Annotated in this window: 27 protein-coding genes; 10 read left to right on the top strand and 17 right to left on the bottom strand. The window is 47.2% G+C overall.

All coding sequences use genetic code 11. From position 1 onward, the window contains the following. Positions 1-46 precede the first annotated feature (46 nt). Positions 47-1,762, top strand: a complete 1,716-nt coding sequence (locus ACKU41_RS19545; protein ID WP_319779259.1) for a bacteriohemerythrin — start codon at positions 47-49, stop codon at positions 1,760-1,762. A gap of 79 nt (positions 1,763-1,841) precedes the next feature. On the opposite strand, the gene ACKU41_RS19540 is transcribed toward ACKU41_RS19545, so the two are convergent. Next, a complete protein-coding gene (locus ACKU41_RS19540) occupies positions 1,842-3,032 on the bottom strand; it encodes a PLP-dependent aminotransferase family protein (protein WP_321403202.1) in 1,191 nt (396 codons plus the stop codon). Between the two features lie 256 nt (positions 3,033-3,288). Next, positions 3,289-3,633: a DVU0772 family protein gene (locus tag ACKU41_RS19535; protein WP_319779257.1), complete on the bottom strand. Its 345-nt coding sequence runs from the start codon at positions 3,631-3,633 to the stop codon at positions 3,289-3,291. A 185-nt stretch (positions 3,634-3,818) separates the two neighbouring features. On the opposite strand from ACKU41_RS19535, the gene ACKU41_RS19530 reads away from it, so the two are divergent. Beyond that, on the top strand, positions 3,819-4,448 hold the full coding sequence (locus ACKU41_RS19530; RefSeq protein WP_321403201.1) for a YigZ family protein: 630 nt from the start codon (positions 3,819-3,821) through the stop codon (positions 4,446-4,448). A 35-nt stretch (positions 4,449-4,483) separates the two neighbouring features. Here the strand turns inward: ACKU41_RS19530 and ACKU41_RS19525 are convergent, their stop codons facing one another. The 7 genes from ACKU41_RS19525 to ACKU41_RS19495 form a co-directional block, all read right to left on the bottom strand. Continuing rightward, the gene (locus tag ACKU41_RS19525) at positions 4,484-6,361 is read right to left on the bottom strand and encodes a KUP/HAK/KT family potassium transporter (protein ID WP_319779579.1); all 1,878 of its coding nucleotides are present in this window, start codon (positions 6,359-6,361) and stop codon (positions 4,484-4,486) included. Continuing rightward, positions 6,333-6,794 carry a nuclear transport factor 2 family protein gene (locus tag ACKU41_RS19520; RefSeq protein ID WP_319779255.1) on the bottom strand — a complete coding sequence of 154 codons (462 nt, stop codon included), beginning with the start codon at positions 6,792-6,794 and terminating at the stop codon, positions 6,333-6,335. Before ACKU41_RS19520 ends, ACKU41_RS19525 begins: the two co-directional genes overlap by 29 nt. Before the next feature lie 64 nt (positions 6,795-6,858). Next, on the bottom strand, positions 6,859-7,467 hold the full coding sequence (locus ACKU41_RS19515) for an adenylyl-sulfate kinase (protein WP_319779254.1): 609 nt from the start codon (positions 7,465-7,467) through the stop codon (positions 6,859-6,861). Further along, positions 7,439-8,521: a phosphotransferase gene (locus ACKU41_RS19510; RefSeq protein ID WP_319779252.1), complete on the bottom strand. Its 1,083-nt coding sequence runs from the start codon at positions 8,519-8,521 to the stop codon at positions 7,439-7,441. Before ACKU41_RS19510 ends, ACKU41_RS19515 begins: the two co-directional genes overlap by 29 nt. Positions 8,522-8,676: 155 nt before the next feature. Beyond that, the gene (locus tag ACKU41_RS19505) at positions 8,677-9,609 is read right to left on the bottom strand and encodes a carbohydrate kinase family protein (protein WP_319779250.1); all 933 of its coding nucleotides are present in this window, start codon (positions 9,607-9,609) and stop codon (positions 8,677-8,679) included. A gap of 109 nt (positions 9,610-9,718) precedes the next feature. Beyond that, positions 9,719-10,033: a divalent-cation tolerance protein CutA gene (cutA, locus tag ACKU41_RS19500; RefSeq protein WP_321403197.1), complete on the bottom strand. Its 315-nt coding sequence runs from the start codon at positions 10,031-10,033 to the stop codon at positions 9,719-9,721. 80 nt (positions 10,034-10,113) lie between these two features. Further along, positions 10,114-10,401, bottom strand: a complete 288-nt coding sequence (locus ACKU41_RS19495) for a hypothetical protein (protein WP_319779248.1) — start codon at positions 10,399-10,401, stop codon at positions 10,114-10,116. 146 nt (positions 10,402-10,547) lie between these two features. Between ACKU41_RS19495 and nth the strand changes: the two genes are divergently transcribed. The 3 genes from nth to ACKU41_RS19480 are packed head-to-tail and all read left to right on the top strand — an operon-like array spanning position 10,548 to position 12,993. Continuing rightward, positions 10,548-11,210 carry an endonuclease III gene (gene nth / locus ACKU41_RS19490; protein WP_319779247.1) on the top strand — a complete coding sequence of 221 codons (663 nt, stop codon included), beginning with the start codon at positions 10,548-10,550 and terminating at the stop codon, positions 11,208-11,210. After that, positions 11,210-12,346 carry a tRNA guanosine(34) transglycosylase Tgt gene (gene tgt / locus ACKU41_RS19485; protein ID WP_321403194.1) on the top strand — a complete coding sequence of 379 codons (1,137 nt, stop codon included), beginning with the start codon at positions 11,210-11,212 and terminating at the stop codon, positions 12,344-12,346. The genes nth and tgt overlap by 1 nt, the downstream gene beginning before the upstream one ends. Continuing rightward, positions 12,346-12,993 carry a YdcF family protein gene (locus tag ACKU41_RS19480; RefSeq protein WP_321403193.1) on the top strand — a complete coding sequence of 216 codons (648 nt, stop codon included), beginning with the start codon at positions 12,346-12,348 and terminating at the stop codon, positions 12,991-12,993. Before tgt ends, ACKU41_RS19480 begins: the two co-directional genes overlap by 1 nt. 16 nt (positions 12,994-13,009) lie before the next feature. On the opposite strand, the gene ACKU41_RS19475 is transcribed toward ACKU41_RS19480, so the two are convergent. The 3 genes from ACKU41_RS19475 to ACKU41_RS19465 form a co-directional block, all read right to left on the bottom strand. After that, a complete protein-coding gene (locus ACKU41_RS19475) occupies positions 13,010-14,374 on the bottom strand; it encodes a YihY/virulence factor BrkB family protein (RefSeq protein ID WP_321403191.1) in 1,365 nt (454 codons plus the stop codon). 67 nt (positions 14,375-14,441) lie between these two features. Further along, entirely contained in the window at positions 14,442-17,663 is a 3,222-nt protein-coding gene (locus tag ACKU41_RS19470; RefSeq protein WP_321403190.1) for an AsmA family protein, read from the bottom strand. Between the two features lie 107 nt (positions 17,664-17,770). After that, on the bottom strand, positions 17,771-18,622 hold the full coding sequence (locus ACKU41_RS19465; protein ID WP_321403187.1) for an ARMT1-like domain-containing protein: 852 nt from the start codon (positions 18,620-18,622) through the stop codon (positions 17,771-17,773). 269 nt (positions 18,623-18,891) lie between these two features. Between ACKU41_RS19465 and ACKU41_RS19460 the strand changes: the two genes are divergently transcribed. The 5 genes from ACKU41_RS19460 (at position 18,892) to ACKU41_RS19440 (ending at position 21,621) form a co-directional block, all read left to right on the top strand. Next, positions 18,892-19,101, top strand: a complete 210-nt coding sequence (locus ACKU41_RS19460; protein ID WP_319779240.1) for a hypothetical protein — start codon at positions 18,892-18,894, stop codon at positions 19,099-19,101. A gap of 160 nt (positions 19,102-19,261) precedes the next feature. Continuing rightward, a complete protein-coding gene (locus tag ACKU41_RS19455; protein WP_321403184.1) occupies positions 19,262-20,122 on the top strand; it encodes an ATP-binding protein in 861 nt (286 codons plus the stop codon). Position 20,123: 1 nt separating this feature from the next. Next, positions 20,124-20,981, top strand: coding sequence for an ATP-binding protein (locus ACKU41_RS19450; protein WP_321403183.1), 858 nt, complete (start codon positions 20,124-20,126; stop codon positions 20,979-20,981). Between the two features lie 12 nt (positions 20,982-20,993). Next, a complete protein-coding gene (locus ACKU41_RS19445; RefSeq protein WP_321403181.1) occupies positions 20,994-21,365 on the top strand; it encodes a CGGC domain-containing protein in 372 nt (123 codons plus the stop codon). Positions 21,366-21,375: 10 nt separating this feature from the next. Beyond that, on the top strand, positions 21,376-21,621 hold the full coding sequence (locus ACKU41_RS19440) for a zinc ribbon domain-containing protein (RefSeq protein WP_321403179.1): 246 nt from the start codon (positions 21,376-21,378) through the stop codon (positions 21,619-21,621). Positions 21,622-21,826: 205 nt separating this feature from the next. On the opposite strand, the gene ACKU41_RS19435 is transcribed toward ACKU41_RS19440, so the two are convergent. Genes ACKU41_RS19435 through ACKU41_RS19415 form a run of 5 tightly spaced genes read right to left on the bottom strand, consistent with a single transcriptional unit; the run spans position 21,827 to position 25,494 of the window. After that, positions 21,827-22,660, bottom strand: a complete 834-nt coding sequence (locus tag ACKU41_RS19435; RefSeq protein WP_319779235.1) for a UDP-2,3-diacylglucosamine diphosphatase LpxI domain-containing protein — start codon at positions 22,658-22,660, stop codon at positions 21,827-21,829. Then, complete coding sequence (lpxA, locus tag ACKU41_RS19430) at positions 22,660-23,466, bottom strand: acyl-ACP--UDP-N-acetylglucosamine O-acyltransferase (RefSeq protein WP_319779234.1); 807 nt, start codon at positions 23,464-23,466, stop codon at positions 22,660-22,662. Before lpxA ends, ACKU41_RS19435 begins: the two co-directional genes overlap by 1 nt. After that, positions 23,466-23,930: a 3-hydroxyacyl-ACP dehydratase FabZ gene (fabZ, locus tag ACKU41_RS19425; RefSeq protein WP_319779233.1), complete on the bottom strand. Its 465-nt coding sequence runs from the start codon at positions 23,928-23,930 to the stop codon at positions 23,466-23,468. Before fabZ ends, lpxA begins: the two co-directional genes overlap by 1 nt. 1 nt (position 23,931) lies before the next feature. After that, positions 23,932-24,960 (bottom strand): UDP-3-O-(3-hydroxymyristoyl)glucosamine N-acyltransferase, encoded by a 1,029-nt coding sequence (lpxD, locus tag ACKU41_RS19420; protein ID WP_319779231.1) that lies wholly within the window; start codon positions 24,958-24,960, stop codon positions 23,932-23,934. 6 nt (positions 24,961-24,966) lie between these two features. Next, a complete protein-coding gene (locus tag ACKU41_RS19415) occupies positions 24,967-25,494 on the bottom strand; it encodes an OmpH family outer membrane protein (RefSeq protein ID WP_319779230.1) in 528 nt (175 codons plus the stop codon). Between the last annotated feature and the right edge of the window lie 12 nt (positions 25,495-25,506).

Below are 25,506 nucleotides of genomic sequence, written 5' to 3'. Positions count from 1 at the left end.
GAAAAGTAACCAATTAGATTAAATTTTTTCCGCAAAAGGAGACCCTATGCACGCCAAGTTAAAATTAACATTATCTATCATCATAATTTTTCTAACTACTATGGCTTCGGTTGCCATGGCTGCTTTTTACCCCCAAGCAGGCTTTTCATACTTGCAGATAGTTTTCCTTTGTCTTGCTCTAGCAGCCACTATAATGGCTTTTGTCTCCCTTAATTCCGGCCTTTCAGGTCAGTTGGAAACCTTGAACAAATATCTGGTTGAGCTGAGCAAAGGCAAGAAGGAGGCATCCCTCCCTGCCGCACTGGACGACGAAATAATGAACGTAGCAAAAAAATCAGGGGAAGCTGTTCATACTCTCGCGGAAAAATTCCTCAACGCCCAAAATGAATCAGACTCTCTGCGTTCACAGCTGGCTACGGCTGAGACAGAAATTGAAAAATGCCAAAAAGAACTTGCTAAGCAAAAAGATGTCCTTGAATCCATCAATAAATCTGCTGCCAATGCGGGAGGCATTTCCGGAAAACTCTTTGCCGGGATTGAAGAACTCAGCGCACAGGTCAACCAGGTCAACTCCGGAATGGAACTGCAAAGGGACCGCATCACCGAAACAGCCACTGCAATGGAAGAAATGAACAGCACTGTTCTGGAAGTTGCACAGAACGCAGGACTTGCTGCCAGCAGTTCCGCCCAGTCCAAAGACAACGCTGTTCACGGAGCTCAAGGTGTTTTCGAAGCAATTCAGTCTTTTGAGCAAATTAAAGAAACCATCCTCAACCTCAAAGAAACCATGGGAACCCTCGGTGAGCAGGCGGACAATATCGGCCAGATCATGACCGTTATTACCGACATTGCCGACCAGACCAACCTGCTGGCCCTGAACGCAGCTATTGAAGCCGCAAGAGCAGGCGAAGCCGGGCGCGGATTCGCGGTTGTTGCCGACGAAGTCCGCAAGCTGGCGGAGAAAACCATGGATGCCACCAAAGGTGTCGGCGAAGCAGTTTCCAAAATTCAGGATAATGCCCGCGAGAACATAGCAGCAGTTGAATCTGCAGCAGAGGATATTGTCAACTCTACTGAAGCAGCCGCGAAATCCGGCGAACTCATGGAAGCCATTGTAGGTATTGTTGATGAGACAAACACTCAGGTCGAGTCCATTGCCGCAGCCAGTGAGGAGCAGTCCGCAGCATCCGAAGAAATCAACATGGCTATCAGCGATGTGGCACGGGTTGCCTCTGAAACATCTGAAGGTATGTCAGCATCAGCCCACGCGCTCAATGAAATAGCCAGTGTTGTCGAAGAACTGGATTCAATTGTACAAGGAATTTCATCCGGCAGGATAGTGGATACAAGCTCCGGTAAAATTGTTGAGTGGTCCGACGATCTTTCGGTGCATGTCCGTACCATTGACGAACATCACATGACCCTGCTTGACCTGATCAACGAGCTTTACAGGGCAATGCGCCAGCGCAAGGCGGACACTGTAATCGGCGAAGTCGCGGAAAGGCTGCTCGAGTACACTATCTACCACTTCGGGTACGAAGAAAAAATCTTTGACAAACACGGTTACCCGGAAAAAGAACCGCACAAGAAACTGCACAAGACTTTTATTCAAAAAATTGCGGATTTCAAAAAAGATGTTGATGCTGGTAAAGTCACATCATCAACAGAGATCATCCGTTTTCTCAAAGACTGGCTCATCAAGCACATCATGGTGGTGGATGCAAAATACACTGACTTCATGCATGAACACGGTTACCATTAAAAACCGGTATACAAATAAGAAAAACGGCCCTGAAACAATGATTTCAGGGCCGTTTTTTTATGGCATGATTAGATGATAACTATGCTTTGCTCAAGAAGTCCTTGATCCCAGCACCTAGCCTTTTAATACCTTCCTCGATGTGTTCCTCATCGGAGTTGGAAAAGTTCAACCGGAACGTATTCTCTCCACTGCCGTCAACATAGAAAGGGCGTCCAGGAACAAAGGCAACCTTGTTTTTGATGGCCTCTTCAAAAAGATCCATGGAAGACATGTTCTCCGGCAGTGTTACCCAAAGAAACATTCCCCCTTCAGGACGGGTAACTTCAACTTCGGCAGGAAAATATTCCTCAATGGCCCGGACCATTGCTGAACGCTGGTTTCCATAGCGCTCGCGAATCTTTTCAATATGATCATCCAGTGGATTATCAGTAACAAACTGATGCATCACCCTTTGTGCAAAGGTGCTGGTATGCAGGTCCGAGGCCTGCTTGGCGATAATCAGCTTATCGCGCACTTCACCGGAACAGACCATCCAGCCTAGGCGGAATCCGGGAGCTGCAACTTTTGAAAAAGACCCGAGCAGAATACCGTCATCCTCGAGATATCCACGCACAACAGGCTTTTCAAAGTCACCCATGAAACGCAACTCTCCATAAGGATCATCCTCTACAAAAAGGATAGAGCGGTTTTTGAGTATGTCTGCAACGCCCTGACGCTTTTTAGCACTGTAGGTCAACCCGGATGGATTCTGAAAGTTAGTTACCGCATAGAACATTTTGGCTTCATTCTGATCAAGAACCTTTTCCAGTTCGTTGAGATCTGGACCGTCTTCTTCAAGCCCGACGGTAAAAAAATTTGACTGAAAAATGGAAAAAGACTGAATTGCGCCGAGATAACCGGGACGCTCAATAAGGACATTATCCCCGGCATTGAGAAAAACCTTTCCCAGCAGATCAAGACATTGTTGTGAACCGGCAGTAATCAGGATTTCTTCAGCATCAACCTCAATACCCTTTTTCTCAAGGTACCGGTCCGCAATATACTGACGCAGGGGCTGGAAACCCTCTGTAGTGGAATACTGCATTGATTGCGGTCCGCTTTCACGCATGACTTTTACTGCTGCCGCTTCAAGGTCAGCCACTGGAAAAAGTTCAGGATTGGGCAAACCGCCCGCAAAAGAAATAATTGATGCATCTTCCGTAACTTTAAGAATCTCACGGATAAAAGACCTGTGTACTGTAGCCATACGGTCAGCAAATTTTACGGGCATACTAGCCTCCTTATGAATATAAAATACCGATAAAAACATACCGGCTTGCTTCATTGCAGGCAGGCAGCAGTCTATCGGCTGTTCGTTGCTTATTTTCGGGGAAAAAAGAAATGCGAACGCTGGAATGAAGAAAATCATACTGATTTTCATTTAGAACACAAGTGGCAGAATGCATTTTCTGCTACCGTACAGAAAAAGTTAGGGGGAGACAGGCTCCAAGCCTGCCTCCCCCAGCTAGATGATAAGGAGATGGGAACTAATTATTCATCTGTGTTTCAATCCATTCTCTGACTTCGGCATTTACGGGATAATTTCCCTTCAGGCCGCCTACAGACTTCTTGAACCTTTCTGCAATGTCTCTGGGCAGCTCAATGCTCATCAGTTCACGTGCTTCTTCCGAATTTCTGCGTACAAACAGCACTCTCGGCTTGTCATCCCACAGGTATACGGTGAAATAATTTGTATAGTCATTCTTGGAGGTTACCGGAGCAAACTTTGAATCCCAAGGATGGTTACCCCACTCAAGGTACAGGGTTACAGCATCTTCAGGGGTCATTTCCCAATCAATGTCCCAATTCTTATAGTCTCTTAAGCTTCCCATAATTATCTCCTTATTGTCTAAAAAAAATGAATTAGTTGTTTTCCCATCAACCTTGATTAAATAATAACAATTCTTATTACTGAGTCAAGGGATAAATTACTTTAAATTTAATTTTCTGTGCTGTATTGATGTAACTGACGAGCTTGCAGCAAAACAAAACCAATCATATCAGACACTAATTAATCATGGCCAACCAAGCATATCCTGTTCCCCGTAAAAGTACCCGTACGGAAGAAACCATCAAAAAAAGCAGATTCATTTGTGATATCAAGCCGGTTAGCAGCCGGGAAGAAGCCAAAGAATTCATTGCAGCCATAAAAAAAGAATTCCCTGATGCCCGGCACCACTGCTCTGCTTTTATAGCCGGTCCGCCTCAGACCGGCGATATGGGCATGAGTGATGACGGAGAACCGCAAGGCACTGCAGGCAAACCCATGCTGCAGGTTCTTCAGGGAAGCGGTATAGGAGACATCGCCGTAGTAGTGACAAGATATTTCGGTGGGATAAAGCTCGGGACCGGAGGACTGTTGCGGGCATATTCCGGAGCAGTACAGCAGGGGTTGGAAGCTCTGGAAGTAGTCATGAAAGTACCCATGCGCATCCTCACCCTTGAGATTTCATATGCGCAGGAAGGCATGCTGCGGCGCATGCTCGATGAATTCCGGGCTGAAATCGAAGAACAATCATTCGGGGCCAGCCTGATATTTACACTGATCATGCCTTCGGATCAGGTGGAAGCGTTCAGCGCCAGAATTGTAGAAGACACTAACGGCACGGCTGAATTACTGATAGAAGAGGAAGATATCTGGAAATAAAGTCGATCCGGCAGAAGATATTCACAGACAGGAGCTTATACCCTGACCGCCGTACCGATGCTGATAACCTTGTCAGCCGGGATACGCAGGTAATCAAGCGGATCTTCGGATACGGAACTGAGCAGAATGAATAATTTGCGCTTCAAGACATCCTTTTTATTTTCTTTGTTAAAACGTAATTGCATACGCCCGATATAAAAATAACTGTCCGTACTGCTGAGTCCCAGCTGATTCCACGTCTGCACCAAGATCAACGAAAGATTCGGTTTCTCCATAAAACCGTAATTCACAGTCATCCAATAAATATTTTTATCAATATTTTTCAGCGAAATGCGTTTACGCAAATCAAGAAAAGGCTCGCTACTGGTATTTACTCGCAAAAAAACCAATTTCTCATGCACCACCCGGTTGTTACGCAAATGCTGTAAAAATGCATGGGGAACAAATTCCGAAGCGGAAAGAAAAACAGCCTCACCCGGAACCTTTGCCAGCATATATTTTTCAATTTCAGTTTCCAGATCGGAAACTTCAAGTCCCCGCTCCCGCAACCTTTCACGGACTCTGGCACGCCCCCAAATCCAGACAAACATGCCGTACGCAATAAGCCCGGCAAGAAGCAGAGGAAACCAGCCGCCTCCTGCAAGCTTGGTAAAATTGACAATAAAAAATCCCAAATCAAAAAGCGCAAAGAAACAGGTCAGGACAATGGACACAATCCAAGGACAATTACGAATCCTGCGCAGGTAAAACCAGAAAAGATACGTGGTGATGACCATGGTTCCGGTTATGGCAATGCCATAAGCCCCGGCCAGATTTTCCGACTCCCTGAAAAGGACCACCAGCAGGATGCACAGCACAGCCATTATCCAATTAACAGAACGCACAAAGACCTGCCCCGGATTATCTTCTGAAGTCTGCATAATGCGGATACGGGGAACAAAGCCGAGATGCACAGCCTGTGCAGTCAACGAAAAGGCTCCGGAAATAATAGCCTGTGAAGCAATGATAGCTGCAACGGTGGCTAACACGACCATAGGCAGAGTCATGAATTTCGGAAAAAGGCTGAAAAACGGATTGAGAATAGAATGGGGATTTCTGATCAACATAGCCCCCTGCCCGAGATAATTGAGCAGAAGACTGGGCAGAGCTACACAATACCATGCGAGAGTGATAGGGCGACGACCGAAATGTCCCATATCGGCAAAAAGAGCTTCCCCGCCGGTAACACACAGAACAACAGCCCCCAGCACCATGCATCCGGCCAGACCGTTTTCAGCAAAAAAACGGACGGCGTAATATGGCCTGAATGCCTGCAGCACTTCCGGGGTTCCCACCGCGGAAAACAGGCCGGAAATACCGATAACTGTAAACCATACCAGCATGACCGGTCCAAACAGACGGCCTATTTTATCTGTGCCGCTGCTCTGAATGGCAAAAAGAGCCAGCAGGATGGCACAGGCAATATGGGGAGTGTACTGATGCGCGGCAGTGGTTGCTACATCCAGCCCCTCAATTGCGGAAAGTACGGAAATAGCGGGAGTGATAACCCCGTCACCGTAAAGCAAAGCTCCGCCGATCATAGCCGCGAAAAGCATAAAGGAAACGGACCGCCTCTGCCCTTCGGGACTGACAAGCTCATAAAGGGCAAAAATTCCACCCTCACCTTCATTATCCGCAGCCATAACAAAGGTAACGTATTTAAGACAAATAACGATCAGCAGAGACCAGATGATCAGGGAAAGCACTCCCAGAACATTTGCCGGGTTAAGCGCAATGGCATGATGTCCGCTGAAGCATGCCTTCATGGCATACAGAGGGCTGGTCCCGATATCACCGAAAACCACCCCCAGAGCACCTAGGGCAAGGGTAGCCTCCCTGCCTTTCTTACTCTGCTTTGCGGCCATATGTTTCATTTTCAATCAGCCATTTTCCATCCTTGTGCAAAAGCTCAAACGAAGGAGTAAACTTACCCCGCCCTTCATTACTGCGATAATCCCACAGCACTCTTATGCTGCACCTGTTGTTATCGACTTTAAAGGACGTAATTTTGAACAAACGAAGCTTGAAAGAATTTTCCAGCCAGTAGGAGGAGCAACGGGGCAAACCATCACTGAAAACAGAAAACGGAATCTGTTCCTGTGATTTGCATGGAAAAGACTTAACCTGTGCATTCTTGGCGTAGAGAGCCCTGATGGCATTAAAATCCCGGAGATTGTAAGCATCCTTGTAGTCAAAAAGCACATCCTTGATCTGCGCCCTCACCTCATCTTCCCCTGAAGCACCTGAGGAAACAGCAGCAGAAACAACAACCAGCAACATGAACATTGAAAACAGAATTTTCTTCACAGCAAACACCTTCTGATATTTTTGATTGCGACTAAGTTGTCTTTAAAACAATTTGAAATAAAAATCAGCAAATCCCGTTCATCCTGCGCCACTTTTGCAGACAATTAATAACAGCTTCAAAAACTTCGTCAGAATTTTTCCCACCCGTATCAACAATGCACTCGGCATTATTGTCTTCCTGAAACTTCACATCCACGCCGATAACCTCTCCAAGATTCGCGTATTGCTTCCCGGTACGCTGACGCTCAAGAGCCTTTTCATACAGCCCGGCCATAACAAGTCCCTGCTGCCGCCCGGCTTCACGCTTCATAGCCATGTTCACAGGACAACGCAGATAAACTTCGGCGAAATATCCGATTCTTTCACGGGCTTCATTGCGCCAGCATCGTTCATGGCCAACACCGTCCATAATCACGCAACGCCCGGATTCCATCAGGGATAAGGCATCCTCAATAAAAAGATTGTAGGCCCGTTGTCGTTCATCGCAGGTATACTGGGGATTAGGGGTATAAAGTTTACGGCGCTCATCCATTCCAAGCAGAAAAACATTCACACCTTCCCCACGCAACCGTTCATACAATCTTGCAGCTATGGTACTTTTGCCGCAGCCGGGCAACCCGGTAATCCATATTGCCCAGTTTCTGTTAACGCATATACCGTTCGAATTGGACATAATCGTAGACCTCATCTTCAAGAACGTTTTCAACAAAACGCATCAAGGCTTCACGAACTTCCTGCGGATGATCCGGATACCAGACCGGAGAGGCAATAACCAATCCCCGAAAGGCGAAAAAAGGAGCCATTACCTGCAGTACCTCGTTATCGCCGGTTTCCTCAAGGTATTTCTCCATATAAATCATGTACATTTTGCGGAATTTACTGGAAAAACTTCCGTCGGCATAAAGTCCGAAAAGGATATAATTTGTTGCCATGCAGCAAAGGTCTCCGGCAGGTTCTCCCCACTCCCCGCGGCTGCGGTCCAAAACACTGAAATCATCTGCACCGCTCATGAGCACATTCCAGGGATGAAAATCACCATGAACCGCACACAGACGGTGGGTGTAATGAAAAAGCTTCCAACGCCAGTCAATAAGCTTTTTTTCCAGCTTCATAAAACGGTCCTGAGAAAAAAAAGCGCAGGGATGAGCAAAAGCCTCATCTATCAGCCCCATGATACATTCACTGGAACCTATCAGATCACGGATACGCCGTTTGTATAGATGCGGGTCGTTATGTTTCACTGCATGGATATCAGCCAGCCACCCGGCAAGAGCAGCAGCATTCTGTTCATCCTGCTGCCGGAAATCACCCTGACGGATACGGTCAAGATCATGAAAGTAATCGTATCCCTCCAATTTTTCATTGAGAATAAAGAATTCCTGCGGTTCATTCAGCGGGTACATATTTCCGTCACGGCTGATATACCCGATTCCCATAGGCTTTACATGACGGGGCAGCCGGGCCGAAGTTTCATACTGAAACATAAGCACTGCAGCCCTGTCCCAGTAAAACTGATGCCCGTAATTGTCTCCTTTCATAACAGAAATGACCGTTTCCTGCTGCTCCCCGTCTACCGTAAATTGAACCAGCAACGGCTTGCCGTAACCGAATTTCTTCATGCCCTGTTTATCCAGCGAACCGATATCTCCATAATCAACAAGAACCGCATCAGAACCAAAAGTATTTTTCAGATAGTGTTCAAGCATGGCTGCTGTAATTTTTATCATGACCCATCCTCCGGATTTTAATCCAAGGATACAGGAACTAGTGAATCTCTTACAGACTTTTTTGATAAAAAATAACACAAACTACCCACATAAAAAAAAGCCGGAATCCTGAAAGCAGGATTCCGGCTGAATAATCGGGATTTAAAACCGCTGGACTAAAGCTTGCCGAAATTCTTTTCGTAGCGAGCCCAGAACTCTTCCTCTGTGTATGAATGCTCCTGAGTACCAAGCTTTTCAACACAATAAACTGCGCTTACAGCACCAACGTGAGCGGCTTCGACAAGAGTTTTGCCCATGGCGAGACCTTTGATCAGCCCGGCACGGAAAGCATCTCCAGCACCGGTGGGATCTTCCACAACTTCAGCCTTGGCTGCGGGGACTTTGGTTTCTCCGTCCTTTTCAACTACGAGACAACCCTGCTCACCGAGAGTAACAATAATGGAATCGCAGATTTCCATAAGTTCATCACGGGTCTTGCCTGTGGATTTCATGATCATTTCCAGCTCATAGTCGTTGGAAACAAGAATCTTGCAACCGCCGATCATTTCCAGCAGCTGTTCACCGCTGAAAGCAGGAATGTTCTGGCCCGGATCATAAATGTAAGAGACACCTTTCTCACGGTATACCTTGGGAAAATTCTGCATGTCATCAAGGTTTCCGGGAGAAACAATCGCCAATGTGTCAGCGGGGTTAACAGCAGAAAAATCGTAATCGCAACCGTACTTCATGGCTCCGGGGTTGAATCCGGTAATCTGGTTGTCGGATTTATCTGTGGTGATGTAGGCACCGGCGGTAAATTCATCATCTACACGCTTGATGCCTTCGCGGGTAATCTTATTGTCATCCAGCCATTTTTCATAGCCGTCAAAATCTTTACCGGCGGTACCGAGAATGACTGGTTTTTCGTCAAGCATTGAAAGGGCGTAAGCAATGTTTCCGGCTGTGCCTCCAAAGCGTTCATCAAGGCCGTCCACCAAAAAGCATACGTTGAGCATATGAATTTTATCGGGCAGGATATGATCGGAAAAACTACCGGGAAAACTCATAATTCTATCATAGGCCAAAGAACCGGAAACCAATATCTGCATTTGTTTGAACTCCTGAATGGGATTTGAATCAGGCGAAATAAAAATCTCTGCCCGCTTAAGTTTTGCGGACAGAGATTATGCTTTCTTCCATAGGAAAGTCAATTGCGGGTTATTGGGTACGGCTCCTGATCCATTCAAAAAACTGTTCATTACCATGCTCTGCTTCAAGCGCAATGATAGCCGGGCAGTCATAGCTATGAAGATTTTTTACTGTTTCGGTCAATTTACTGACCAACTCTGGAGTTGTCTTGGCAATAAGCACTGCTTCATCTGAACGCTCCAACCGGCCCTCCCACCAATACATGGATTCCATCTTCTCAAAGATATTCACACAGGCAGCCAGATGGCGCATAACCAGTTCACCACCTATTTCCCGTGCTTCTTCCACATCTCCGGCGGTAATGTAAACCATCATTACGGACATGAGGACCTCCTGATGTTACGCCCATTAAACTCATCTTTATGGATAAAAATAATCCTTCATTTAAATTCAGGGACGCCACATTACTTGCAAATGGGACTCTCGCCGGGTTTGGCGTTTGCAAGATAATTACTGATACCATCCAGTTCGTCGGCAGTAATAGTCATGCCCATTTCAGCCATGCGCTGGTTAGTCTTCTCCCATGCTGCAAGATCCTTTTTACCAAGTGCGCGACAGACCCGCTTTAAACTGTGGCAGCCGCTACACTTCGCAAAGACGAGATCAGAACCGTCCACTGCACCGGATACGGACAACCCAAAGCCGGAGATGGTAAAAAGAACCGCAACTATGAGACTTAATACTATTTTCATTTTTTAATCCTCCGTTTTTAATTTATGTTAAATGATACATGAATTGACATGAACGGCAACATTTATCAGGTTGTTGGAAAACGGAAATATACAAAAACTGGATGATTGTAAGTTGCAAAAAGAAATGATAGCCCACACCAGACATTATGAAAATAAAAACCCCTGATAAACGAACGCTGAAAAGGGCAACGGAGATATATGACCGCCTGATCAAGCGATATCCCAACCCGGAACCGGAGCTGGATTGGTCCAACGCGTGGGAGCTGATGGTTGCTACGGCACTGGCGGCCCAGTGTACTGATGTGCGGGTTAACAAGGTTACCCCTGAGCTTTTCCGCAGATGGCCCGGACCAGCGGAAATGTATGAGGCTGATGTAACGGAAATTGAAGAAGTCATCCGTTCCACCGGTCTCTTCCGCAACAAGGCCAAAAATCTCAAAGGGGCGGCGGAAGTGGTCATGAATGAATTCGGGGGAGAAATGCCCCGGACCATGAAAGATATGATCAAGCTGCCCGGAGTTGCCCGCAAGACGGCCAACATAGTGCTTTCCAATGCCATGGATATTCATGAAGGGGTAGCCGTGGACACCCACGTAAAACGGCTCTCATTCAGAATGGGCCTGACCGAAAGCACTAATCCCAATGTAATTGAAAAAGACCTGATGCCGCTTTTCAAACGTGAAAACTGGGGCGATGCCAATCATATACTCGTTCTATACGGACGGGAAATATGTTCGGCCAGAACCCCCAAATGCGACATCTGCGAACTTAACGATATATGTCCGCAAAACGGAATTGAGAAAAAATAATGAGCGAACAAAAAAAGAAACCCGGGACCTTTAGCGTACATGCCACTGACGGCAATGCCCGGCGCGGAACCCTTGTCACCGCCCACGGTGAAATCCAGACCCCGGTCTACATGCCTGTGGGAACTCAAGGGGCAGTCAAAGCAGTATCTCCGCGGGATCTGCATGAAATCAACTCGCAGATCATCCTCGGCAACACCTACCACCTGTACCTGCGGCCCGGAGATGATCTGATAGCCCGACGCGGCGGCCTGCACAAATTTGCCAATTGGGACAAACCAATCCTTACCGACAGCGGAGGCTTTCAGGTCTTCAGCCTTGAATCCATCCGCAAAATTTCAGAACAGGGTGTCGAATTCCGTTCCTACATTGACGGATCAAAACATTTCTTTTCCCCGGAAAAAGTAATTTCAATCCAGAATAATATCGGCTCCGACATTATGATGGTGCTTGATGAATGCGTAGGTTACGGACATGACCGGGACTACACAGCCAAATCCCTTGAAATGACCACCCGCTGGGCCAAACGCTGCCGTGACGCCTATCCTGTAGGTTCCGGGGACCAGCTCATGTTCGGTATCGTTCAGGGCGGTTTTCACAAGGACCTGCGCGAAGTGAGCCTTGAACAACTGGCTGAGATTCCTTTTGAAGGATATGCTATCGGCGGTTTGAGTGTTGGCGAGCCCATCCCGGATATGTATGACATACTGCAGCATATCGGACCCAAGCTGCCGGAAAACAAACCCCGCTACCTAATGGGAGTGGGAACTCCCCTGGATATCCTCGAAGGTATCGCCAACGGCGTGGATATGTTCGACTGTGTTCTGCCCACAAGGAATGCCCGAAACGGCACCCTGTACACCAGCCTCGGCAAGGTCAATATCAAACGCGCCGAATATCGTGAAGACGATTCTCCGCTGGATCCCAACTGCGACTGCTACACCTGCCGCACTTTCAGCAAAGCCTACCTGCGTCACCTGTACACAGCCAAAGAGTTGCTTTCATACCAATTGAATTCAATCCACAACCTGCGTTTCTTCCTGAAACTCACCGAAGAAGCACGGGATGCCATTGAAAAAGGCACATTCGCCGACCTGCGCAAAAAGTATGAAGCCGTTTACGAACCGGTAACAAAATAGTGAAAATTATCAGACCTATCCTGACCCTTATTGGAGCACTGACCGTTGCCGGAATGCTGGCAACGGCAGTGCTTTTTTTCTTTGCCCCGGCCCTGCTCCAGAAAGAAGATGTACTGGAAAAAGCGGATGCCATCGTGGTACTGGGTGGGCACTATTACCGCCCGTTATATGCTGCAGACCTATACAATAAGGGATACGCCCCGCAAATTCTGGCAAGCAGACCGGTAGTAACGCCGGAAATTGAAGCTGTACGTGATCTGGGTATCAGCTTCCCCTACCAGTGGGAACTGTTCCGTGATGTTTTGCTGAAAAAAGGGGTACCTGAAAATAAAATAAAATTTTTCGGCAAGGCCAACTTCAGCACCCTTGATGAAGCCGAGAAACTGCGCAAAGATCTCAGCCCGCAAATCAAATCCATAATTCTGGTAACCTCCCCCCTGCATACCCGCCGTGCAGGAACAATCTTTCGTGAAATACTGCCCCCGCAGATAAAGATCACTGTTGTAGGAACTCCCTACGAAAAAGTACCTGATAAATGGTGGACCAACTTCCGGTCCGCGCCTTTCGTGGTCTTAGAAGTGATAAAAACAATTTATTACGAACTTGGCGGAGCGATGAGTAATTCAGAACAGACTACTGCCGGATAAAATGAACCGTCCCGCACTATTCAGGATACTCAGGTAATCTTTTCAAAAACTTACCCATATTTTCACCGCAATCGGAAATAGACACATCGCACCCACTGTCACGCAGAACCTGCCTGATATCATCCATCATTTTGGAGATAAAAAGCATTCCCGGATTATCAACCGCTGCACTGGCCCCTTTACCGGTGCCGGAAAGAATTCCCATGACCTGCAACATGGTCATATTCCGGGGCGAGACTGCGAAAGTATAAATTTCTTTACCTTCATCAGCACCCTTGATCAGCACCCCTCCTTCCACAAACTTATCCATAATCGGAGAAATGAACCGTACCGGAACCCCGATCTCCGCGGCCAGTTCTTCCAGATCATAAGGAGCCTTGGACTGCTCAAAACGGAGACTCATCAAACTCAGGGCCAGCAATGAAAACTTCTGCATGTCATCCACACCGGCATCGGGCATAAATTTCTGCTGCCGGTAAAGCATGACATTCTGCACGGCGTAACTTATTTCAGAACCGAGCAGAACAATCACCCAACTGGTATAAAGCCAGATCAGGAAAAGGGGCAGTTGTGCAAAACTGCCATAAATTGCATTATATTTGCTCACCCCGATCTGCCAGTTAATATAGGCCCACTGCGCCATCTGCCAGACAGTTCCGGCCACTACCCCACCGGCCAGAGCACTCCCGATCCTCACTCTGGTGTTGGGCATAAAGGCATAGATAAAAGTGAAGGACAACCAGATCAGCACCAGCGGCGCCAGACTGATCAGAAAACCTTCCAACTCCGTAACCCCGTAAATATTATCGAACTGCTGCAGAATAGCCTGTTTCTTAATTGAAACACTGACGCTTGTGGCGACAATTACAGCTACCGGACAGATAAAGATCACCGAAAAAAAGTCAGTAAACTTTCGCCAGAATGTACGGCCATGACTGACTTTCCAGATAATATTGAAAGCCTTTTCCACTGTTCCCACAGTCGACAGAACAGTAAAAAGAAGAGTCGCAACGCCGATCCAGCCAAGTGTCTGCACATTGGTATTATCCACGTACTCAAGAATCTTACCCACAACCTCCTCCCTTCCGGCGGAAACTTTGAGCAACATTTCATGGATGTAGCTGGAATCCTGAAACCCCATACCCTTCATCAGGGAGAATGCCACAGCCAAAAACGGCACAATGGAAAGCATGGTAGTGAACGTAAGTGCGGAAGCACGGATAATGCACTGATCCTTGAGGAACCCTATTGTAATAAGGTACCCGAGACGTGCTATGGTATGCAGAAACTTAAGAGGGCCACTCTCTTGAGAAGTGCCCCAATCCCAGATATCTTTCATAAAAAAATCAGAAATCCGCTGTCCAACCTTTCCGCCAGTCATCGCGACCCTCCGCATGAATATGGATAAGAATCAACAGTAAAGGAAATATTGAATTTAATGAACCATATCAGAATATAAGCTTCCTGAAAAACATAAAAGACTGCTTCGGAAGACCGAGAACATCGCTAAGCACATCCCCCCAGCGCTCCAGACCTTTGACTTCCACTTTTGGGTTACTGAGTTTTCCGGTAACAGTAACGTTAACCCCGGTCATGGCATCAAGAAAGGCATTGACCAGTTTAAGATAGAGGTTGGGCAATTTGATAATATCCGCATTAACCCGCAGGTTGATGGAATCATCAGGGAAACTGAATCCACCTGTGGCTGTGGCTGTAAGGTAAGCGTTTTTCAGCAGATAATCAGTAACCTTGAACCTGCCGTCCTTACCGTTAATTGATCCCTTCATGACAGAAAAATTGGTCGGATTCGGCGATTTCTTATCTTTGACGTCCTGTTCAGCCGTTGCAGCAAAAAGATAGGAACCGTCAACAATCCTGAAGGCCAGATCTCCACTGAGGGTATCCACAAAATCTATATTGGCGGTGGAACGGCCATCTATTTTCAAGGAAGCATCAGTCTTGCCCCTCACATAATCACGCCCCACATAATCAACAAAAAACAGTCCGGCCTCAAAGCCCCTGACCTCAATGTCAGTACCAAGTGAGACTGTTCCGTTCCTAAGGCCGAGGTCAAGCTTACCGGCCAGATTCCCTTCATGAAAATCAGCTTTGATGTCGTGAATATCAATGACTGCATCACTCATATCAACATCAGCAAAGACCCGGTTGGCACCGAAATCAAAAATACGGAAATAGTCACACTCTACCCGGCCTTTTGCATTGATTGAACCAAGCAATTTATCCGGGAACTGCCATTCAGGCAGCTTAGCTTTTTTATCCTCCCCGACAATATCGTCCTTGCCAAGTTTCTGCAGACTGACAGGCAGGAAGTGATCTACATCAACCTTGTCCCCTTTGATGACAAAATTCAGGAAAGGATTTTTAAAATCAGTTATCTGAAAAGTTCCCTGCACTGCGGCATTATCAAGGCTGCATTTATCCACCCTCAAAGTCAGGTTTTCACCGTTCAACTGAAACGAGCTATCCAGTTCAACAGTCTCAAATGCGTCCGGGTCCTTGGTTTCCGGCTTTTCCACCCCGAAAAGCTCAAACAGGTCATTGCACCCTGTTTTGGGAAGTTTTAGAACTCCTTGTGCGGACGCAGTTTCCCAGCCTAGCCTTTGGGCGTCTACACTGCCATGCAGATTAATCTGCCCGCTTTTCAGGGCAAAATTATCCAATTTAAGATTACCGGATTTCACGCTGCCACTTCCCGCAAGGTTCAAAGAAACTTCTTTTTTAATGACCGGCACTCCCTTGCCGCCAACAGAAAAATCAAGGACCCCGTTCCTGATCTCGATATTTGCGGGATCATTCCTGCTGCACAACAATCCGCCTTTGAACCGGCCTTTAAACGCACCCTCCGGTTCAAGAAAAGCCCCGGAAAGCTTAATATCCAGCTCACGGCCCACAGATTCCTGCACTTCTTCACCGGGCAAAGGAGCAACTTTCAAGGCCAGTGCGGCTTTTTCAACCCGCAATTTCTTCAGTTCCTCCGGCAATCCCTTGAAATTCATATCCGCTACAAGACCGGCACTTTCAAGCCTGGAATCAAGCCTAAGGTTTCGCACCAGTTCACCAGGCGTTTTACCGTTGGAAGTCAGACTGTTAAGATCGAAAAAAGCTTTACCTGCATGGAATTTCAGTCCTTTGATATCAAGCGGCAGCCGGGCCAGAGAAAACGGAGAAACCGCCCCCCGGCTGTTTAAATACAAAACTCCCGGCTGACGCTTTTCGTCAAATGCAAGCTCTGCGGATAAAGCAAAATCGCCATCAAGATATGATCCTTTACCTATACTCAGCGCGGCTACTTTCGGTCCCGGAGATATCGCTACGGCAACTTTATCAAGCCTTATACCGTCATAAACAAAGCGCCCTACTTCCAGCTTGCCGTTACAGGGAATTTTCCTGACCAGATCGGCGATTACAAGATCACGGAAGAGACGTCTCTGCTTTTTGGCAGAAACTTTGGGTACAGAATTGTTGCTATTGTCTTTCTTTTCAAGGTCATAAAGCTTTTCATACGGATCAAAAATAACTGAATCGGCCCGGACATCAAACTCAACCCAAGGTTTACGGTAGTTTGTGAGTGAAAAATTTCCTTTAATCACAGTCTTGTCCACTGCAAAGACTATATGTGAAAGCTCAGTTTTTTTTAAGGTGGAGTGAAAGTCCATTTCAAAAGAAGCCTGATTGAGAATATCCTTATACTCTGCTGGAATGGGTATGGGAGTAAATCTTGAAAAAACTTTCTTGGGATCAAACTTAGTAGACTTCAAGCGGCCTTTAAAATGAGGATCATGATAAATATCAGTGCAATTGGCAGCCCCGGACAACCGGACCCCTGCCCCCTGCAAGACCAGACCTTTAACATCAATCCGTCCGTCAACAAGGTTGAAGTCAAGTGAAGCTATACCCTCCACTACCTCGCCGGGGCCGAAAAGATCGTCACTCTCAACCTTCAGGGAAAGTGAAGTCTCGGAAAGAGACACTTGCCTTTCCCGAACAGAAAAATCCACCAGCCCCTTGAGATCTGCATGAGCTTTAAGGTTGAACAACTCAGTATCAAGCATGGCACTGATATCAAAGGCCAGAGGCGTATCCCGACGCAAAAGCCCGGTGCGCACATTTACGCCGGAAACATTGAATGAATTACCGCTCCCCATATCCTTGTAGAAACAGGTGGCATTCAAAACACTCATTCCGCGCACGCTTATGTTTTTGAAATATGTAAAGACGGCATTATCGCCGTTTGCAGCTGTTCCGGATTCGATTTGAGGCAGATCCAGAGATCCGCTCTTTAAACGCTCCACGAACAGGGAAGGCGAATCCACTATAATTGTATCAACTTCCAACTCTCCGCAGAGTAGGGGAAGGAGTCTTACTTTGAAATCAATATCCTGAACTTCAAGTTGATAAGGAGAGGTTGCCCCTTCAAGGGCCGAAACAGTGACAGGACCGGTCTCCACACCAAGCCAGGGGTAAAAGATGAGATCAAGATTTTCGTGGAAGCGGACCTCGCGCTCAAGTTTAGCACTCAGGTAATTTTCAAGCATTATGCGAGGCTCGTCGGATTCCAGATAAAACATCCCCCCGGCAACCGCCGCCATAATGCAGAGGTCAAAAAGGACAAACAAAATCCAGAAAAGTTTTTTCACCCGCAGAAGCACTGAAAACACCTGTGTTGAAAATTTGCCGCCAATTAATGACTAATACGGCATTACAATTAAAAAGGTAAGGAAAATCCTCTACACGGATTCCCCCTACCCAAAGCAGGTTATTTTTCCTGACAGAATAATGAAGTCTTTACCGGAACCCCGGTGACATCGGCAACAACCGGACACTTGACCTTAAAAGCATAGTACACATCCGGCATTACGCCCCATAAGGATTCAAAGTTGCCCTGTCCCTTGCTGAGCACAACCGGAGAATTTTCCAGCCTCTTACGAAATTCATCGCTGCACCGGTTAAGCACGGTACCGGGAGTGTCCACCCCGGAAGTAACTACCTCACAAACATCAGTCATGCCGACAATCTCTGCATCCACAACAGTGGCATCATTAAGAATATTTTTACCGCGCACAGCGTAGGTCACAGCAATGCCTTCATCGCGTAACAGCCCGGCCAAAATAGTATCCAACCCGATCTCGCCGGCATTATCACCAAGAACCAGCAGAGACTTGTGGGTACGCACTTCGTCAAGGAACTTATTGAAAACATCCAGATCAAGACCATGTTCCATATGATCAAGCTCACCTTCCCAGTCGTATTCCCCCATAACGGCGCAATCCATATAATTACCGATAATGGAAACGCCCATGGACGCTAAAAGCGGAACCTCACTGCCCAGAACTCTGGCTTTAACTTCCGGCAGCAACTCCAGAACCCGCTTATTGGATGCTTCTTTCTGATATTTAAAAATATCGACCTCACCAACATACTCGGAAGTCTCCCGAAAAAGACGCCCGGCAAGTGAAGGCGGAGATTCACTCAAATCTGCATTTGCAAATCCTGCAGCCCAATGTTTGATTACTTTTTCATGTATCTCTTCCTGCCCAGGACAAACTGCCCTGATCCCGGTGAGAGCCATCTTCAAAAAACATGGCAGACACTCCAGATGCGTTCTCATAACTATACCTTTCCCTGCATTGGAACTCAGGGCTAGTTTTGATCCCAAAGCTCAAAAAAACGGGCGTACTTTAAGCCCTAAACATCAGAACGAAACAAATAAACCATGCATTAACATACCGAATTTACGCTATTTACCATCAAGGCACGGCTGTTGCTAATATCAAAGTGAAAACAATTTAAACAGAGGAGCAAACAATGCCATTTACTAACAGAAATAACAATAGCTCCCAAAGGGCTGGTCGAGGACTGGGACCTTGCGGAGCCGGAATGGCCAGAGGAAAGAATGCCGGGATGCGCCAGGGTGCCGGACGTGGACAGGGTTACGGACAGGGGCTAGGCCTCAGACGCCGTGACGGTTCATGTAGATTCATGGGTGGACAGGACTTCGTACAGGGAAGCGACTTTAACGATCTGGAAAAGCGCATTGCCGATCTTGAAGCTGAAAACCAGAGACTCAAAGCTGAACTCAATAAATAATAACTCACCAGACAGCTGAATCAGTGCCGGATGAAGGCATAAGAAAAAGACTGAAACGATGCGTATCATAGATACGTGGGTTTCAGGCTTTTTCACTGCAACGATATGGATGCTTCTTGTTCGGCTGTCTGGGCCGGAACCTTTTTTAAGGAACTTACATATGAAAATAGCAATTGCCAGCGGCAAAGGCGGGACCGGGAAAACCACTGTTGCCGTAAACTTTGCAGCCTATCTTGAATCCATGGGCAAAAGCGTAAGCTTCACCGACTGCGATGTGGAAGAGCCTAACGCCCACTTCTTTTTGAAACCTGAGCTGGGTCCTGAAAAAAAGGAATTTCTCACTGTCCCGGACATTGATGAAGAAAAATGTATCGGTGAATCGTGCCGCAAATGTATAGAACTATGCCGTTTCAAATCCCTGATCTGGATGGTTGATTCCGTACTCTGCTTTTCTGAGCTCTGCCACGGCTGCGGACTATGTGAACTGGCCTGCCCCGCAGACGCCATCGGTAAAGGGAAAAGAGAAATAGGAACAACTTCCACCGGAAAGGCGGGCAACATATTTTTTACAAAGGGACTGATGCGTATCGGGGAAGCAATGGCCCCGCCGCTGATTAATGCAGTCAAAAATCTTTCCCCACAGGCAGACGTGAATATTCTTGACTGCCCCCCCGGAACCTCCTGTCCGGTGGTGGAATCAGTTGACGATTCCGACTTTGTGGTCTTGGTAACCGAACCCACCCCTTTCGGTCTGCACGACCTTAATCTGGCCGTACAACTTATGCGGACCCTGAATAAACCCTGCGGTGTAGTCATAAACCGCGCCGGAATGGGTGATGACCGTGTGGAAAAATATCTGACTGAAAAAAATGTCCCCCTGCTCGGCTCGCTTCCGCACAGTCGAGAGGCCGCTTCCCAATATTCCGAAGGCCACCTGCTATACGAAACCATACCCGGATTCAAAGACGAGTTTGCAAAAATATGGTCGTCCATCCAAGAACAAGTGAGCGGAGCAAAATAGAATGAAACAATTAGTAATTATCAGCGGGAAAGGCGGCACCGGAAAGACCAGCGTGGTCGCCGGACTGGCCTCAATCGGACCCAAAAAAGTTCTCGCGGACTGTGACGTTGATGCTGCGGACCTGCACCTGATCCTGCATCCTGAAATAAAAGAAAGACACGACTTCCTCAGCGGTGAACGCCCGGAAATCAACCCCGAACTCTGCACTCAGTGCGGTCTCTGCGCCGAGCATTGTAAATTCGATGCAATCTCGGATGATTTCACAGTAATTCCCGAAAAATGCGAAGGATGCGGCGTCTGCTCATACGTCTGTCCGGTGGAGGCTGTTTCTGTTAGCCCGCGTCTCTGCGGACAGTGGTTCCGTTCCGAAACCCGCTTTGGTCAGATGGTCCATGCAGAGCTCGGCATCGGTGAAGAAAACTCAGGCAAACTGGTCACCACCGTACGTAACGCTTCTGCAGAAATAGGCGAAGAGCTGGGGGCGGAAGTGGTTCTGGTAGACGGTTCTCCAGGAGTTGGCTGCCCGGTAATTGCATCTCTGACCAATGCTGACCTTGCAGTTTTCGTGGCCGAACCAACTATCTCGGCAATTCACGATTTAAAAAGAGTCTATAAACTGACCGAGCACTTCAAGATCCCATCCATGGTAATTATCAACAAATGCGGGATCAATGCGGATAAAGAAAACGAAATCCGCTCCTTCTGCTTAGAAAAGGAAATCCTCCTTGCAGGAGAACTGCCTTACGATACCATTTTTTCAAAGGCTCAGCTTGCGGGGCAATCCGTAGTTGAATACGACCCCGACGGAATGGGGAAAAAGATAGAAGCCATATGGGATAAAATGGAAACAAACTTTTAAAGGAGAGTTAGCATGGCTAAGGAAAAAATTCTTATTTTAGGATGCAGTCAGGCTATGGATGATGTTTGTACCGGATGCTCCCGTTGCATGGTGGGTTTCAACCGCCGTGCCGGCGAATTCGAAAAGTGTGCTGACGATGCAGAACTTACTGCAATAGTAGGCTGTGGGGGATGCCCCGGCAGCGGTATAGTTACCAGAATGGCCAACATCAAATTATGGAACGCTCCGATGGGCGAAGTTCCCAACAAAGTATTTGTTGCCCCTTGCATCACAATGCACTGTCCCCACAAGGAAACTCTCCTCAAAAAAATCAAAGCCAAGGCCGGCTGTGAGGTCATTGAAGGTACACATCCCTACATCCCTGAAAACATTTTTGCAGAATAACTTCTTAATCATGCCTATATACGAATATAAATGCCGCGAATGCGGAAATGTGTACGAAGAAATCAGCAGTGTGAATGCGGAAAGCAGTGAATGCCCCAATTGCGGAAAACCGGCCGGGGAAAAACTCATGTCATCAACTTCTTCGCTGACCGGAAAAGAGACTCCCAACGTTCCTGATGCACGGGGAACAGGATGCTGCGGAGCCAATCCGTCATCCAAGGGCTGCGTACCCGGCTCCTGCTGCGGCAAAGCTTAACCCTTAGCGAACCAGATACCATTTTTACAAAAAATATCTGGACTCTCCCTCAATAACTTTTAGCAGAGTTTCACCTCTTCGCGCGATAAATGGTTATAAAAAAAGACCGTAATATCCAACGATATTACGGTCTTTATATTTAACAACAAACTTTAAAGACTATAAACCAAATAGGTTAAAGTCACCGGCAGGTTCGCAGGAGACATTAAAGCTCATCGATCAATTCCTGAGTAAGTCCTACTATCGTAATGCCGTGCTTTTCGGCAAACTTAACAGACTCATCAAGATCGAAAAAAAGACTCTTTCCGGCTTCAACGCCTAGGCATGTCGCGCCAAGTTCTTTCATACCCTGCACGGTCTTCAGGCCAATTGAGGGCATATCCACACGTTTCTCCTGACCTGGCTTAAAAACTTTTACGATACAGCACCCTTTGCCGCCCAGTTCGCATCCTCGTTTAACTGCGGCATCAGTACCTTCAATAGCCTCAACCGCAGCCACAATCCCCTCGCGGACAACAACACACTGACCGATATCCATACGGCCCAGCTCACGAGCAATTTTCCATCCAAAAGAAAGATCGGCACACTCCACCTCATTAGGTTTGCGCTTGGTTAAAAAACCGGCAGGAGTGAGCAGATCAGGGGCATATTCATGGGGACCGACAACCTTCATGCCCTCGGATTCAAATTCACTTGTAATGGCCCGGAGCAGAACATCGTCACCCTTGGTTGCCAATTTGAAAAGAAGCTTTGCAGCCCGAAAATCAGGACGAATATCAAGGGCTTTGGGTTTGTTGATACTTCCGGCCATGACAACCTTGGTAACCCCGTTCTTCTTAAAAAAAGACACCAATTTATTCAGTTGACCGAGTTTGAGCTCAACAGTCGCATCAGCATACTCACCGACTTCAAAATTTGAATGGCCTTTAAAAAAAACAGCCACAACACGATGACCTTGTGCTGCGGCTCCTTTTGCAACCAGAAGGGGGAATTGTCCCCCTCCGGCTATAAGACCAATTGTCTCGATCTTTTCTTTCATTATTCTTTAGAACCATGCCCAGCAGAGGTAACGCCACGTTTACTGGCACGGATAAATTCTATGAGGTTCAAGACTTCAGGAACTTCTGCAAATTCCTGTTCCGCCTGTTCCAATGCTTGTTTGCGGGGAATCTCTGAGCGGAAAATAAGTTTGTACGCTTTTTTGATTGAGTTGCAGGTTTTGGCATTAAACCCATTCCTGCGCAAACCGATGGAGTTCGGTCCCTGAAGCGCACCCCGCACTCCGGTCGCGATCATGTATGGGGGAACATCCTGACCAAAGCCGGACATAGCTCCTACAAAAGCATATTCGCCGATACGTACAAACTGATGGATACCGGACATGCCGCCGATAGTGGCATGACTACCGACATCAATGTGCCCGGCAAGGTTGGCCGAACTGGCCATGATAACATGATCACCAAGCTTACAATCATGGGCCACATGAACATAAGCCATAAGCATGCAATTACTGCCCACGACAGTTTTTTCACGACCGATATCCACGCCTGTAGCGCGATGAATGGTCACGTATTCACGCAGAATGTTGTTATCTCCAAGTTCCACCCAGGTCTCATCACCTTTAAAACCGAGATGTTGAGGCAAACCGCCGAGAACAACACCGGTGTCAATAGTATTACCTTTACCCATACGGGTGAATGACTTGATCTGAACATTTGCGTCAAGAGTGCAGTTATCACCTATGATAGTGTTCCCTTCAATAATACAGAAAGGACCGATCTTAACATTTTCCCCCAGCTGCGCGCCGGAATCGACAATGGCAGAGGGATGGATTTCAGTAGCCACTACATGGACTCCTTGTCGACAATTGCTGCAGAAACTTCGCCCTGTGCAGCGATTTCTCCGTCAACAGTTGCAACACATTTCATTTTCCAGATGTGCATCTTGCGCTTTACATCACTGATTTCAAGCACAAGCTTATCTCCAGGGACAACGGGCCTGCGGAATTTAACTTTATTAATTCCGGTAAACAGAAAAACCTTGTCATCGGTATCAACTTCATCAGTGCTAAGAACGATAATCCCACCGGCCTGAGCAAGTGCTTCCACAATCAGGACCCCGGGCATTACAGGCAGGCCGGGAAAATGACCCTGAAAGAAAGGCTCATTCATGGTTACGTTCTTATACGCCCTGATGGACTCGCCGGGCTTAATTTCTTCTACCCGGTCAACGAGAAGAAAAGGGTACCGATGGGGAAGCATCCCCATGATCTTTTTAATATCAATTACATCAGGAGTTGAATTACTCACTTTAATCTCCCTTACTTAATTCTGCTTCCAATGCCTTGATACGCTTTTCCAGCGCAGACATTTTTTTAGCCATATCAGGCAATTTTCTATGATAAATGGAGGATCTCAAAAATTTGCCCTTTTCTTGAATAGGCGAACCTGCCCCCATGAACCCTGCGGGAATATCGTTGGTAACCCCGGCCTGTGCGCCGATAACGGCACCGTCGCCGATCTTGATATTGTCCACCAGTCCGGCCTGTGCAGCCAGCACAACGCCTTTACCGAGCTTGGTACTTCCGGCGACACCGGACTGAGAAATAACAAGGCAGTCCTCGCCGGTAGTAACGTTGTGTGCAATCTGGACAAGGTTATCAATCTTGGACCCGGCACCGATTCTGGTTACATCAAGAGCCGCCCGGTCAACACAGGCATTAGCTCCGATTTCCACCTGATCCTGCAGCTCAACACTGCCTATCTGGGGAATTTTCATATGCTTGCCGGAAACCTGCGCGTAGCCGAATCCGTCGCCGCCGATGACCGCACCGGGCTGAACAATACCACCGGTTCCGATAACAGTACCGGCCATGATGGAGCAGTTAGGGTAAATAATGCACCCCGGTCCCAGTACAACATCTTCCCCGATATAAGAACCGGCAAAGACTTTACAGTTGGGACCTATCTTGGCTCCTCTGCCCACAAAGGCAAAGGGATAAACCGTTGCTGAGTCATCGACGTCAGCATCAGGATGTATAAAAGCCAACTCGTGTATTCCTTCCAAACAACCCTGTGGACGGGAAAAAACATGCATGGCCTTGGCCAAATCCATATAAGGATTTTCGCTTATAAGAGCGGATTCAACCTGATCTGCATATTTTTCCTCAAGCACGATTGCTGCTGCTTTGGTAACCGCAAGAGCAGATTCGTACTTGGGATTCGCCAAAAAGGACAATTCAGTAGGTCCGGCCAGATCAAGCGTATTTACGCCTGAAATTTCCTTATCCACGCCTGTCATTTTCAGGCCGATAAGACCTGCGAGTTCTGAAAGAAGCATAAAGTTCTACTTTTTACCTGCTCTGAAAGCACGGTTCATTTCGAGAAGCAGCTGGTTGGTAACATCAATGGTTTCGTCAACATAAAGCAGACCGGATGTCTTTTTATCATAGATGGCGGTATAGCCGTTCTTCTTACCGTATTCATTCACAACCTTCTGAATAAGCTGAAGTACGGGAGTGCTTACCTTTTTCTCTTCCATCTGCATTTTGCGCTGGGTAGCCTGTGCGAGATCCTGATAATCCCTTACCTTACGTTTAAACTCAAGTTCCTTATCCTGCTTGGCTTCGAGAGAAAGTACGAGGCTCTGTTTCTGGAGGTCCTGCTTAAGTTTTTCCAGTTCTTTCTGCTTGGTTTCAAGCTGTTTTTTAGCAGTTTCAAATTTCTTTTCCATCTTTTTCTGGGCATCCTGACCGACTTCTGATTCCTTGATCAGCTTTGCCATAGATGCAACAGCTATCTTCTGGGAAGCGGCAAAAGCCGGAACCTGAAAAGCAAAAACCAGAACCAAAACTGCAAAAAGAATTCTACGCATTTAAAATTACTC

The sequence above is a fragment of the Maridesulfovibrio sp. genome, from assembly GCF_963678865.1.
Classification (GTDB): Bacteria; Desulfobacterota; Desulfovibrionia; order Desulfovibrionales; family Desulfovibrionaceae; genus Maridesulfovibrio.
The sequence above is the reverse complement of the archived record's forward strand: the minus strand, read 5'-3'. Positions and strand labels throughout refer to the sequence as shown.

What these genes read in the sequence shown, in the direction of transcription:
- ACKU41_RS19545 (WP_319779259.1), top strand. Translation starts at nt 47, where the DNA reads ATGCACGCCAAGTTAAAATTAACATTATCTATCATCATAATTTTTCTA.
- ACKU41_RS19540 (WP_321403202.1), bottom strand. Translation starts at nt 3,032, where the DNA reads ATGCCCGTAAAATTTGCTGACCGTATGGCTACAGTACACAGGTCTTTT.
- ACKU41_RS19535 (WP_319779257.1), bottom strand. Translation starts at nt 3,633, where the DNA reads ATGGGAAGCTTAAGAGACTATAAGAATTGGGACATTGATTGGGAAATG.
- ACKU41_RS19530 (WP_321403201.1), top strand. Translation starts at nt 3,819, where the DNA reads ATGGCCAACCAAGCATATCCTGTTCCCCGTAAAAGTACCCGTACGGAA.
- ACKU41_RS19525 (WP_319779579.1), bottom strand. Translation starts at nt 6,361, where the DNA reads ATGAAACATATGGCCGCAAAGCAGAGTAAGAAAGGCAGGGAGGCTACC.
- ACKU41_RS19515 (WP_319779254.1), bottom strand. Translation starts at nt 7,467, where the DNA reads ATGTCCAATTCGAACGGTATATGCGTTAACAGAAACTGGGCAATATGG.
- ACKU41_RS19510 (WP_319779252.1), bottom strand. Translation starts at nt 8,521, where the DNA reads ATGATAAAAATTACAGCAGCCATGCTTGAACACTATCTGAAAAATACT.
- ACKU41_RS19505 (WP_319779250.1), bottom strand. Translation starts at nt 9,609, where the DNA reads ATGCAGATATTGGTTTCCGGTTCTTTGGCCTATGATAGAATTATGAGT.
- cutA (WP_321403197.1), bottom strand. Translation starts at nt 10,033, where the DNA reads ATGTCCGTAATGATGGTTTACATTACCGCCGGAGATGTGGAAGAAGCA.
- ACKU41_RS19495 (WP_319779248.1), bottom strand. Translation starts at nt 10,401, where the DNA reads ATGAAAATAGTATTAAGTCTCATAGTTGCGGTTCTTTTTACCATCTCC.
- nth (WP_319779247.1), top strand. Translation starts at nt 10,548, where the DNA reads ATGAAAATAAAAACCCCTGATAAACGAACGCTGAAAAGGGCAACGGAG.
- tgt (WP_321403194.1), top strand. Translation starts at nt 11,210, where the DNA reads ATGAGCGAACAAAAAAAGAAACCCGGGACCTTTAGCGTACATGCCACT.
- ACKU41_RS19475 (WP_321403191.1), bottom strand. Translation starts at nt 14,374, where the DNA reads ATGACTGGCGGAAAGGTTGGACAGCGGATTTCTGATTTTTTTATGAAA.
- ACKU41_RS19465 (WP_321403187.1), bottom strand. Translation starts at nt 18,622, where the DNA reads ATGAGAACGCATCTGGAGTGTCTGCCATGTTTTTTGAAGATGGCTCTC.
- ACKU41_RS19460 (WP_319779240.1), top strand. Translation starts at nt 18,892, where the DNA reads ATGGCCAGAGGAAAGAATGCCGGGATGCGCCAGGGTGCCGGACGTGGA.
- ACKU41_RS19455 (WP_321403184.1), top strand. Translation starts at nt 19,262, where the DNA reads ATGAAAATAGCAATTGCCAGCGGCAAAGGCGGGACCGGGAAAACCACT.
- ACKU41_RS19450 (WP_321403183.1), top strand. Translation starts at nt 20,124, where the DNA reads ATGAAACAATTAGTAATTATCAGCGGGAAAGGCGGCACCGGAAAGACC.
- ACKU41_RS19445 (WP_321403181.1), top strand. Translation starts at nt 20,994, where the DNA reads ATGGCTAAGGAAAAAATTCTTATTTTAGGATGCAGTCAGGCTATGGAT.
- ACKU41_RS19440 (WP_321403179.1), top strand. Translation starts at nt 21,376, where the DNA reads ATGCCTATATACGAATATAAATGCCGCGAATGCGGAAATGTGTACGAA.
- ACKU41_RS19435 (WP_319779235.1), bottom strand. Translation starts at nt 22,660, where the DNA reads ATGAAAGAAAAGATCGAGACAATTGGTCTTATAGCCGGAGGGGGACAA.
- lpxD (WP_319779231.1), bottom strand. Translation starts at nt 24,960, where the DNA reads ATGCTTCTTTCAGAACTCGCAGGTCTTATCGGCCTGAAAATGACAGGC.
- ACKU41_RS19415 (WP_319779230.1), bottom strand. Translation starts at nt 25,494, where the DNA reads ATGCGTAGAATTCTTTTTGCAGTTTTGGTTCTGGTTTTTGCTTTTCAG.